Source organism: Thalassobacillus devorans MSP14 (genome assembly GCF_000496835.1).
GTDB lineage: Bacteria > Bacillota > Bacilli > Bacillales > Halobacillaceae > Thalassobacillus > Thalassobacillus devorans_B.
This window is the reverse complement of record NZ_KI543239.1, coordinates 81,875-91,995: the sequence shown is the minus strand read 5'-3', so window position 1 is coordinate 91,995 and position 10,121 is coordinate 81,875. Positions and strand designations below refer to the sequence as shown.

At 42.7% G+C, this 10,121-nt stretch carries 13 protein-coding genes and 1 pseudogene; 4 read left to right on the top strand and 10 right to left on the bottom strand.

The features are described 5' to 3' along the window. Positions 1 to 190: 190 nt before the first annotated feature. The 3 genes from P855_RS0119455 to P855_RS0119445 all read right to left on the bottom strand — a co-directional run bounded on the left by P855_RS0119455 (position 191) and on the right by P855_RS0119445 (position 3,003). Positions 191 to 1,177 (bottom strand): sodium:calcium antiporter, encoded by a 987-nt coding sequence (locus P855_RS0119455; protein ID WP_028785105.1) that lies wholly within the window; start codon positions 1,175 to 1,177, stop codon positions 191 to 193. 126 nt (positions 1,178 to 1,303) lie between these two features. Continuing rightward, a complete protein-coding gene (locus tag P855_RS0119450) occupies positions 1,304 to 2,434 on the bottom strand; it encodes an NAD(P)/FAD-dependent oxidoreductase (RefSeq protein ID WP_028785104.1) in 1,131 nt (376 codons plus the stop codon). Between the two features lie 65 nt (positions 2,435 to 2,499). After that, the gene (locus P855_RS0119445; RefSeq protein WP_028785103.1) at positions 2,500 to 3,003 is read right to left on the bottom strand and encodes a GyrI-like domain-containing protein; all 504 of its coding nucleotides are present in this window, start codon (positions 3,001 to 3,003) and stop codon (positions 2,500 to 2,502) included. A gap of 173 nt (positions 3,004 to 3,176) precedes the next feature. Between P855_RS0119445 and P855_RS0119440 the strand changes: the two genes are divergently transcribed. Next, positions 3,177 to 3,602 (top strand): VOC family protein, encoded by a 426-nt coding sequence (locus tag P855_RS0119440; RefSeq protein ID WP_028785102.1) that lies wholly within the window; start codon positions 3,177 to 3,179, stop codon positions 3,600 to 3,602. 107 nt (positions 3,603 to 3,709) lie between these two features. After that, on the top strand, positions 3,710 to 4,003 hold the full coding sequence (locus tag P855_RS21955) for a phospholipase (RefSeq protein WP_084315780.1): 294 nt from the start codon (positions 3,710 to 3,712) through the stop codon (positions 4,001 to 4,003). Between the two features lie 47 nt (positions 4,004 to 4,050). Here P855_RS21955 and P855_RS0119430 read toward each other — a convergent pair whose 3' ends face one another. Beyond that, positions 4,051 to 4,269, bottom strand: coding sequence for a hypothetical protein (locus P855_RS0119430; protein WP_028785101.1), 219 nt, complete (start codon positions 4,267 to 4,269; stop codon positions 4,051 to 4,053). Positions 4,270 to 4,473: 204 nt separating this feature from the next. Here P855_RS0119430 and P855_RS22590 point away from each other — a divergent pair. Continuing rightward, positions 4,474 to 4,700, top strand: a pseudogene (locus P855_RS22590) (pyruvate formate lyase family protein); the annotation flags it as partial. 239 nt (positions 4,701 to 4,939) lie between these two features. Here the strand turns inward: P855_RS22590 and P855_RS21950 are convergent. Together P855_RS21950 and P855_RS0119410 are read right to left on the bottom strand one after the other, a co-directional pair. Continuing rightward, entirely contained in the window at positions 4,940 to 5,041 is a 102-nt protein-coding gene (locus P855_RS21950; protein ID WP_084315779.1) for a putative holin-like toxin, read from the bottom strand. Between the two features lie 111 nt (positions 5,042 to 5,152). Next, a complete protein-coding gene (locus P855_RS0119410; RefSeq protein WP_028785100.1) occupies positions 5,153 to 6,304 on the bottom strand; it encodes a trans-sulfuration enzyme family protein in 1,152 nt (383 codons plus the stop codon). Positions 6,305 to 6,590: 286 nt separating this feature from the next. Here P855_RS0119410 and P855_RS0119405 point away from each other — a divergent pair, with 286 nt between their 5' ends. Beyond that, complete coding sequence (locus P855_RS0119405; RefSeq protein WP_028785099.1) at positions 6,591 to 6,782, top strand: hypothetical protein; 192 nt, start codon at positions 6,591 to 6,593, stop codon at positions 6,780 to 6,782. Between the two features lie 19 nt (positions 6,783 to 6,801). On the opposite strand, the gene P855_RS0119400 is transcribed toward P855_RS0119405, so the two are convergent. The 4 genes from P855_RS0119400 to P855_RS0119385 all read right to left on the bottom strand — a co-directional run bounded on the left by P855_RS0119400 (position 6,802) and on the right by P855_RS0119385 (position 10,077). Next, positions 6,802 to 7,233 carry a ferritin-like domain-containing protein gene (locus P855_RS0119400; protein WP_028785098.1) on the bottom strand — a complete coding sequence of 144 codons (432 nt, stop codon included), beginning with the start codon at positions 7,231 to 7,233 and terminating at the stop codon, positions 6,802 to 6,804. 73 nt (positions 7,234 to 7,306) lie between these two features. Then, a complete protein-coding gene (locus tag P855_RS0119395) occupies positions 7,307 to 8,218 on the bottom strand; it encodes an MBL fold metallo-hydrolase (protein WP_028785097.1) in 912 nt (303 codons plus the stop codon). A 196-nt stretch (positions 8,219 to 8,414) separates the two neighbouring features. Then, a complete protein-coding gene (locus P855_RS0119390) occupies positions 8,415 to 9,200 on the bottom strand; it encodes an alpha/beta fold hydrolase (protein ID WP_028785096.1) in 786 nt (261 codons plus the stop codon). Positions 9,201 to 9,264: 64 nt separating this feature from the next. Further along, on the bottom strand, positions 9,265 to 10,077 hold the full coding sequence (locus P855_RS0119385) for a DUF2935 domain-containing protein (RefSeq protein WP_028785095.1): 813 nt from the start codon (positions 10,075 to 10,077) through the stop codon (positions 9,265 to 9,267). Between the last annotated feature and the right edge of the window lie 44 nt (positions 10,078 to 10,121).

Here is a 10,121-nt window from a genome sequence, read left to right as displayed (position 1 = left end):
TTTAATTGTAAAATTAACACGAAGATTTAACAGGGTCATTACGACTTTTATAGGTGACCATAACGGGAAGGCATCATGTTTATAGAATCTTACCATTTATGTAGCACCGGTTCACTTTCCATGTGATCAACTGGCTGGGGAGCTATTAAGAAATGCGCAAGGAAGCACGAACGCTTCCTCGCGCATTTTTTTATTTCATCAAGAACATTACAACAATTGCAGCCAAATAGATACCAGCTATTAAAAGGGAAGGCAGGATATAGACAAACGTTGTTCGAGGCTTTTTCCTGGTAATGCTGTATAAGATGATAAGCACCATTAATATAGTACCGCCACTTGTGACCATGTGGGTTGGTGCGGCGTGCTGGAATAAGTTATTTCCAAAGTAGATGGCATCTGTAAAGGACAACAGCATAAGGTTGAATGCGCTGCTACCTAGCATTGAACTTACCGCCATATTGTAATTTCTCAGCTTCAAAACAGTGGCCACACTGACAGCATCAGGCAGGGATGTACTTGCACCTACCAGAATGGAGCCGATAAAGGTAGTCCCCAGACCAGTAATCTGGGCAATCTGATCTGCTGTGATGGTCAAAACAGAACCGGCTGCCATTATCAACAGAGCGTATATAATAAAGTGTAATACAACCTGATTTTTAGAATGATCGTCGAAACGGCGATTCTCTCTTGATCTACGTTTGACTTTTTCTTCGGAACGGCTGTTGATCCATTTGATTCCGCCAAAATAAAGGAATACCAAGACTACAGAGGTGTAACCGACATGATAGATCCCTTCAGGAAGTGTGAGGGAAAGAGCCATCATGACGACCATGGTCATAAGAATCAATAAATAACTATATAATTTACTTTCCAGGTTTGTGTGTCCCATGATTTGCTGTCGGCGATAATGGATATCCAGTAAAGCCAGTGCCAGGATATTGAATAGATTACTGCCCAGCAAATTCCCCATTGCTAAGTCAGGGCTATCAATCATGATAGCTGTAACACTAGCTGTCAGTTCGGGCAATGAGATGGCTACCCCGATCAGAATGCCAACGAAAGCAGACGAAGCTTTCGTCTTTTCTTTTACACCGTCTCCATACGATGCTAACTGCACTGCGAGGTAATACGCAGCTACTGCAGAAAGTATAAATAATACAAACATTAATATATCCATAAACTAACTCCTCGTAGTTGTCGTTAACCCTATACCTTTACCACTGCTTGCTTCTTATAAAACCAATTGGATGAAAACAATACGTAAAGGCACACCCCTATCAGGAAGTGTGCCCTAAAAATTTTTTTATCTATAATTGTCCTTTTTGATAGCTTCTGAAACATCATATTCAGCCGGATCTAACTCTGTCTTCTCTCCAAGTGCCATTCTCGCAAGCTCTGCTCCCAAATATGGCCCTACTGTGAGTCCGGAAGCCCCTAGACCATTAGCCATCAGAACACCTTCAAACCCAGGTATTTCCCCAAAGACAGGAAGAAAACCCGGGGTGAACGGCCGGAACCCTGCTTTTGCTTCTAACATTGTGCTATCTCCCAGACCAGGAGCTACCTTTAAAGCCTTATCAAAAATTTCATGCAGACCACCGGCAGTCACCCGATGGTCAAACCCCACACCGTCATCGTGTGTCGCACCGACCACAATGCGTCCATTTTCAAAGGCGAGCATATATTGAGGGGTTGGGGGCATGACGACAGGCCAGGTGCTTGTGTCCTCCCCGGGAAGTTCTACATGGGCAATCTGGGCACGCTGAGAAGTAATATGGAGGGAGAGACCAAGTGGACGAAACAGTTCTCCACCCCAGGCGCCTGCAGTGACAATTACTTTGTCCGCCAGGAGTCTGTGCTCCTCAGTTTCCGCTCCAATTACTCGATTCCCTTCATGGATGAGGGAAGCATGCGAATGGTGTAAGTCAGTGCCGTTTTTCTCAGCCGCTCGAATAAGCGCTTGCCGAATCGCCTTCCCATTGACCCGGGCACCACCACTAACGTGCACAGAACCATATTCAGGTGCTAAGGGTGGGAAAAGCGCTCTCGTTTCTTCAGGAGACATCCGGGTAATTGTTCCAATTTCAGGAGCGTCCTCCCTACGTTTATAAGCGCGTTGTTCCATTTTCTCTAATTTGTCTTCATCAGTATGGAGACTGATGGCTCCAACTTTCTTATAACCGGTTTCTGTTTCTCCATCCTCTTTCAGTTTATCGATCAAATCAGGGTAATACCTGGCTCCCCCTTTGGCCAGCCGGTACCATTTTTTATTGCGTCGCTGGGAAAGCCATGGGCATACGATTCCAGCAGCAGCATCCGTCGCCTGCCCTGGTTCACCACGATCGATCAAGGTCACCTTTGCCCCTGATTTAGCAAGATGATAAGCAGTCGATGCTCCCAGGATCCCTGCCCCTACTACAATATATGAACTCATGCGAAACACCTTTTTTCTGTTTATGTCTTATTTTCTTGCTATTCTACAAGACATTCACATAAGACTCAATTCCGGCTCTCCGTTTCCCGCACTGGTAAATGAAGTATAAACGCTGTTTGTGATCCCGTATATGGCTCATAAAGCTCAAAACCATGTCCTTTTATTTGCTCATATCCGTTTTGCTTGATCCATTTGTGTAAAAATGGATAAGGGTCAAATTCATGTTCAGCAGGATTGAAGTGCAAAGTGGCATACTGCTGATCAGGGAACGTCCTGGCAACCATTCCAGATGGGAGAAAGTCATGGCTATCGACTTCCACTCCGGCAATCCAGGTGAATGATTCTGTTTCCGGATTCCAGTTGGGCGGGTCGATAAATACACCATAAGAAACCGGTGCATTCACACGATTTTCAATTTCTACGATTCTTTTCGTATGAAACTCCTCGACCAGCCGTGGAACCTTTACATCCTTTTCCGCCATGGTTGTTTCAAAAGCTGATCCAATGATTTTGAATGCCCTTTTTGTGATGATTTTCGGCTCAACCATTGTCTTTACTTTTCCGTTCATGTCGAATCTCCTCCTTTTTTCAAGAAGTTCTAGAGACGGTTAGTAATTCCTTCCATATAACAGAAAATCATTCCTTTTACTCACAAAAACACATCCATTGCACCGTAAACATTTAAACAACAAACTAAAAGCGCTATGATGTAAGAGACAAATAACTACGGGAGGAACTTCCAATGAAATACGAACTGGATCACATCGGGGTGGCTATACGGCACCTGGATGAAAGTATAGAATTTTACCAGCATATACTAGGAGGACATTTGATCGACCGTTACCGCAGCGAGGCAAAAGGCGTGGAAAGTGAGATAGCTATTATAGATATAAATGGTAACCGAACAGAGCTGCTTGCACCTACGAATAACACTACATCTCCAATAGCCCGCTTCATCAAGCAAAAAGGCAAGGGAGTCCATCATATCGCCTATCATGTCCACGATTTGGATGCAGCACTGGAAACATTACAACAACAAGGGATTCGAACATTGGAGAAGACATTACGGACCAATAAACATGGCAGAAGATTGATCTACCTCAACCCTGCAGATACCGGAGGGACAATCATTGAATACTGTGATTACCCTAATGAAAGAAAACCTTAACCAGATCTGGTCAGGTTTTTTTTTATTTGAACCCGTTGGGCGAATACTCTCCCTTTTTTCTTCAACTAAACATAATCTAAACTAAACAACTATAGGAGGAAACTGACATGTCCGGCTACCAAAGTGATGTTACATTGGAAAGGGATCTTTGTATATTTCCCGGCTATAATTGGTGCGGACCAGGGTGCAGCGGCCCCGGCGCACCAGTAAATGGGGTGGATACGTGTTGTATGTACCACGACATTTGCTATCAGCAATACGGCCCATCTTGCTTCTGTGATCGTGCCTTCATGGATTGCCTCCGGGCAAAAATCAACCCTTATACACTAGAGGGAAGGCATGCAAACACCATCTATAACTATATGAAATTCCAGCAGCTGTTTACTTGTTTATTCCGCTAAAAAAAGAGTAAAGCGACGATAATAATGTCGCCGCTTTACTCTTTTTTCTACTTCCGTAATTTATCTTGCTCTGTCCGTTGTTTGTTGATCGCTTCACGTACATGATACAACTCAGCAAATATTGCCGTCAGCAAAATTGTGATGATACTTAAGAAAATCGAATAAATCCCCAGGTGGACATCGCCGAAGATAAGACCCACCATAAGTCCGATGAATACCCCGATACCAATATAAAGTAAGATTTTTTGAAAAGTTACCGAATACATCTAATCTCTCCTTCTCTGTCTGCAATTTCATCCTCTATTCACCCATACCCTCTAAGGAGACGATTTAACACCTGTACCTCCTCCACCTTCTTCAACTGAAAATGCGCACCTTCCCTACAAGGAGGTTGTCCAGGTTTTCTGAAATTATGAATTTAATGGGCAAATCACAGTTATGGAAAATGTTAACATAATCTCCAAATGTGAAACTATACTCTTTATACCGGAGATGATGCTTTTCTTGCCCGTCCGACTAATGAGACAACTAAACTATGGAAGCAAGTGATGGAGCTTACGAGGGAAGAACTTGATCGTGGAGGCGTTTGGGATATGAATACAAAACTCCTTCTTCAATCCCCTCCCACCACCCTGGCTATCTCAATCCGGAAATTGATGTAATTGTCAGAGTCCAAACAGATAAACCTTTTAAAAGGCACCCCCATTTACAACATATTAATCACAAATTTTCCTGTTATACGATAAAAATACGATCTATACGGGAGTATGTTAAAAAATAGCCAGATGTGGTATGATGCATATAGATAATCATACAATAAAAAATAGCCGCAGCTGATGCTGCGGCCATGGATACACGCCCCCTCCGGGGGATCAGCTATCCACTACAGGAATAGGCCTCTCCCCTATCAACTTTTGGCCGAGTGAATAGGGAGGTCTATTTTTTATTGATCATTTGCATGATCAATGCGAGCAAAGCGATCAAAAACGTGCCGAAAGACCAGATGACGGTCAACACTTCGTATATGCTCGTAGGCATCACCCCCCTTCCTGACAGATGGGGGCAGCCGATCCTCCCTAAAAGGACGTGCTCCACTTCCAATTATAGCATGGCAACTGGGGTGAATTTTTCACCAACTTTAATCAGGACTTAAGCCTCATTCAACGATTCCTCAATCGCTTCCCCAAGCTGCGTCAAAATATCTTTTGCCCCTTCTATTCCGATAGAAATACGGACGACACGCTCATTGATTCCGATTTTCTCCCGCTGCTCATCAGTAAGTGCACGGTGAGATGTTCCTTTCGGATACGATACCGTTGTTTCAACTCCAGCTAACGAAGGTACAATTTTAATCCAGCCCAGGGATTTGAAAAATGCATCCATATCGCATCGCTCATTCAATTCAATCGTAATGATGGCTCCGTTTCCTTTTTCTGAAACGTAGGCCGGATAATATACATGTTTGATATCGGTATGGTTGCGCAGGCTCTCTGCTACATGATCGGCATTCTCCGATTGCTGCTTCATACGAAGAGCCAATGTCTTCAGCCCACGATGACCAAGCCAGGCTTCAAAAGGACTAAGGTTGGCACCAAGGTTGACCATTTTCCCTTTCGCCTTTTCAATCAGTTCTTCCCCCCCGACCAGTACACCTGCAGAAACATCACTGTGACCACCGATATATTTCGTCGCACTATGGACGACAAGGTCCACGCCCTCTTCATATGGCTGCAAAAGATACGGCGTTGCAAAAGTATTATCAATCATAGTCATGAGCTGGTGGCGTTCTGCCATCTCAACGAGGGCATTGATATTTTCTACACGTAGAAATGGATTGGATACAGATTCGCTGTATAGAAGTTTCGTATTCTCCTGGATGGCATCTTCTACTTCTTCAAGGTTGTCAAAAGAAGCGAGTGTCACTTCTATACCAAAAGTCTGCAGTTCCTGGGTAAGCAGCTGATAGGTACCGCCATAGGTGTCTTCTGCTGCTACAATGTGATCGCCATGCCCGACTACTGCTAAAATGCCGCATAAAATTGCAGACATTCCCGATGAGGAAGCCATTCCAGCAGGCGCCCCTTCCAATTGGGCAACAGAGTAGCCCAAATCGTCCGTATTCGGGTTGCCGTTCCTCGTGTAAAGATACGGAGCATTTCCTTCAAAGTAGCCTTCCAAATCTTCCAGGCTCTCAAAGGAGTAGGCCGATGTTTGATATATCGGGGTCGCTTTGCTGTTGATCTTATCTTCTTCCTGCTTTAATTTACTATGTACGACTTTTGTTTCAAATGATTTTGTCATATCGTCTGTCTACTCCCTTCGTTTTTCTATACTTTAATCCTTCAACAAAGTTATATGTAAAAAACCTCTTCCTAAGAAGAGGCGTATCATTCATGAGGAGCTTCCCCATGTAAGCACGTACCTTTATTTGAATAGTTTGATTATATCCTCAAGAGGCATAACTGTCAAAAGGAAGTCGTTTTTTTGACATTCCCCCATATTTGTTGCTGATCATCATGAATGTTTAGTTTTTTTGTTCCCATGGAATATTAATTAATAATCACATATAAAAAAGGAGGTCACCTTCATGAGTCAACAAAAACAAAAAAAGGCAACCGTTCAAACATCTAATGAACAAGCAGAGGTCTTCAGCAAAGGAATTTCTTACTCTAAATCTTTTCTTCCTCCAAAACCGGAACGAGAAGAACATCCTACTGAAGGTGAAATGATGAGCGGTCATCACGAAGTTGAAAATCACGAGCAAAAGAAAAACAAATAAAAAAGAGGGCACCCCCCTCTTATTCATTTGGCATCAACCCTTTTAAAATTTGAAGATGTTTACGATCTTCATCGAGTATTCTTTCAATCATCTGCTTACTTTCCGGATCAAGATCCCCTTTAACAATCTCTTCTGACAAATGTAAACCATAAACATCTTCTCCCTTTAAGGCACTTTCCAGTATCCCTTCTGTCGAATCAGGCGTGGTGAATCTACTGATGAAATTCTGCATCGACCCGATAAAACCTTCATCGTCCACCGGATTTCCACCAAGATGCTGAATACGTTCTGCTATTTCCATCGCGTGCATCTTGTGCTCTTGCTGAATATTTTGTAACTCTTGCTTGATACCAGGTTCGTCCACGCGCTGAATAAGGTGTTCGTATGCATGAATCCCCATGTACTGCCCTTTTAGAAAAGCATTTAATTCTTTAATGGCAACGTCATTCATGATGTAAGCTCCTTTTTTAAGCTTAGTTTGCCATATAAGTACTTAATTAAACCTATTTAAATTTGGTTTGGGGTTATTGCAGAGAGACACCCCTGCCTGTATCAATAATGATATCTTTCTCCCTCAGACGGTTCAGATGGTTGGATATTAATTGGATATAAAACAATAGGTTTTCATCCACTTTTCCATTGTTAAATTGCATCGCAAGCTCATAACAGGATTTCGAACCATCTTTTAAGCAAGTGATGATTTTCTGATCGATATCAATAATAGTAGTAAACGCTTGTTCAATAGCATCAAGATGATGATCCATGATCGGACCGTGGCTGGGGAAAACAACTGCGATGTCTTTTTGCCTCAATGCATCCAGCGTAAACAAATATTGCTGCAAATCAATAATTTTTGCAGGGGGGCCATTTTCAATCAGCACATCCCCACCGTACAAAAGTCTGGAGCCTGGATCATACAAAGAAATATGATCAAAGCTGTGACCGGGTGTTTCAAGCACTTCTAAATACTCTCCCCCTACATCTATCATATCCCCGTGCATCACATGTTTAGTAATGGCAAGATGTTCTGCTTGGGCAAAGTCAATCTCATCCATCGACGCTTTCGTGAGCAGTTCCTCAGTGAATTGATCAGGCAGCTGGGGACGGATGCCCTCAAGCTGCTCGTATAATGTTGGCTCTTTTTTCGCAGGGTATCTGGCAAACACCTGACAATTTAGTTCATTAGCATATGTCAGTAAAGTACCGATGTGGTCCATATCCCGATGAGTTAGGATAATTTGGTCAATATCTGCCAGCTTTATTCCTATTTCCTTTAATGTTGTTATCAGGCTGGCTTGAGAGTCTGATGATGGGTGTCCTGCATCAATTAACGTGACTTTTTCTTTTTTTATCACATATACAAACACGTCGCCAGGAACAGGCTGCGGGACTCTAATTCGAAATACTCCTTCTTTCACTTCCTCCACGTTGCGCATCTCGTACCCCTCCGAATTTTCCGAATATTATCACTTCTTTCATTCTAGCATAAAATTTACTGATATTGGATAAGAAGTTTGCAGGAAAAATCGACAGAAACCACTACCAAATCCCCATTCACATCAGGGAATTTTATTAACACAACTATTAAATTTAAAAAACACCCCTGAGCCAGGGGTGTCGTCGGTCAACTATTCATTGGATAGTAAAGTTTTGTTTTGACAGGCTTTCCTGTATGAAGAGGTCCAAGTAATGATTAAAGCTATGCCAATGTTTTGTCGGCAGTTGGTGTGTCGCCTTTTCGATATGATTTAAGCGGGCATTTTCGCACTTTCGATAATGATAACTATGGTGATGAATCCAGAAAACACGAACCCCATACATTAAAAGTACCGGGCAGTCTATGTCGCCTAAACGTGCTGAACAATCATAATGATAGGACTCATAGTAAAAATCATACCAGCTTTTTAAATCTGCTTTCCCCATATGCCCCGTTATCATCTGCTGGACGTTTGTATCTAAAAAGTGAGATCGGGCAAGAACCCGAATCAAAGAATCAGGCTGTGTTTCGAGCCATTTCATTCCAATACGGTATTCCAGCTTTAAAAGTTGTGTTTCTACTTTTGGATATCCGCCAGATAATACTAACGCTCTGGTACGGTCTGGATAAGACAATGCGAGCTCCTGGGCGACTCCCCCGCCTGCGGAATAGCCACAGATGACTGCTTTCTGTGAGCCTGTGTGGTCAAGGAGCGCCTTGACCTCCTCAGCATACCGCTTTATCGTAACGGGTTCTGATGCAATCGATGAATCTCCATGCCCACTTAAGTCTGGAATCAATAACCGGTATTGACTGCTTAAGGGATGTTGATAGGTGAAGACCAGTCTCCCCATGCCAGGCGGGTGTATCAAGACTAGTGGTATTCCTTTACCGATATCATCGTAATGGATGGTACAGGAGTCATATTTGAATTCAGGCATATACATTCCTACTTTGTTTGAAGATTATAAACATCGATTATTAGCATATCCGTTATGTAGCATTTTATTTATTCTCTTTTTCAAGACGCGGTTTGGTTGGATCGCAATCCGGATACCTTGAAGCAGTAGATTGCGCCACCTTGAATAAGTAGTAGCATTCTTCCCGGAACATATGATCTGCCATCAGAGCTGTAAAGGAACTTAAAGCTTCGTCCGTTAACTCCATGTCTTCCAATTCCTTCAAAAATGTCTGGAACAATTTCATTTCGACTTTCGTTTCGTTATTGAAACGTGTCAATGCGGGAAAGGATTCGATATTAGCTCGTAAATATCCCGTCATTTCTACTGATTTCAAATACAAATCATTGAACGTTTGACGAAAGGCATCGCTCTGTTTTTTGATTTGCTGTTCGGTAGCATCCATTGTGTCATTGATCGCCCCGGCATGGCCGGAGGCATCCAAAAGCCATAACATATGATGATGAAGCTCATGAAAAACGGGCGGCTCCTTTCCTTTGCCAAGATAACCAATGACAAGCAGGTATTCTTCCAGTTCATTAACCATGTGATTAATAAAAGTAGGTGTCAAATGGATGCCGACCTTTCCTTCCAGTGACCTTTGGATGAGTGATAGCTTATACACTCGGAAATTTCGCGCATGTTCTCCTGCCTTTTGAGTGAATGATTTAGTTTCCTCAAAGGACAAATTTTTGGACTTAGCACCCATTTCGTCAAATATAGTAATAAGCTGTTTTGTTTTTTCTATGGCTTCCGTTTCAGTCGGATAAAGCGAGTCACGGATAAAACGGGCATGGTCCCCTAATATCTGCAGCCAAAAAGCATGTTCAAACTGAGCAGCTTCCAGAAAAGTTCTCAAAAAAACCCCTCCTGATGGATAGTCCTCATTATACCTATTCAGAT

Coding starts and splice junctions, on each gene's coding strand:
- P855_RS0119400 (WP_028785098.1), bottom strand. CDS start 7,233: ATGAATGACGTTGCCATTAAAGAATTAAATGCTTTTCTAAAAGGGCAG.
- P855_RS0119390 (WP_028785096.1), bottom strand. CDS start 9,200: ATGCCTGAATTCAAATATGACTCCTGTACCATCCATTACGATGATATC.
- P855_RS0119395 (WP_028785097.1), bottom strand. CDS start 8,218: ATGCGCAACGTGGAGGAAGTGAAAGAAGGAGTATTTCGAATTAGAGTC.
- P855_RS0119410 (WP_028785100.1), bottom strand. CDS start 6,304: ATGACAAAATCATTTGAAACAAAAGTCGTACATAGTAAATTAAAGCAG.
- P855_RS0119445 (WP_028785103.1), bottom strand. CDS start 3,003: ATGAACGGAAAAGTAAAGACAATGGTTGAGCCGAAAATCATCACAAAA.
- P855_RS21955 (WP_084315780.1), top strand. CDS start 3,710: ATGTCCGGCTACCAAAGTGATGTTACATTGGAAAGGGATCTTTGTATA.
- P855_RS21950 (WP_084315779.1), bottom strand. CDS start 5,041: ATGCCTACGAGCATATACGAAGTGTTGACCGTCATCTGGTCTTTCGGC.
- P855_RS0119450 (WP_028785104.1), bottom strand. CDS start 2,434: ATGAGTTCATATATTGTAGTAGGGGCAGGGATCCTGGGAGCATCGACT.
- P855_RS0119440 (WP_028785102.1), top strand. CDS start 3,177: ATGAAATACGAACTGGATCACATCGGGGTGGCTATACGGCACCTGGAT.
- P855_RS0119430 (WP_028785101.1), bottom strand. CDS start 4,269: ATGTATTCGGTAACTTTTCAAAAAATCTTACTTTATATTGGTATCGGG.
- P855_RS0119405 (WP_028785099.1), top strand. CDS start 6,591: ATGAGTCAACAAAAACAAAAAAAGGCAACCGTTCAAACATCTAATGAA.
- P855_RS0119455 (WP_028785105.1), bottom strand. CDS start 1,177: ATGGATATATTAATGTTTGTATTATTTATACTTTCTGCAGTAGCTGCG.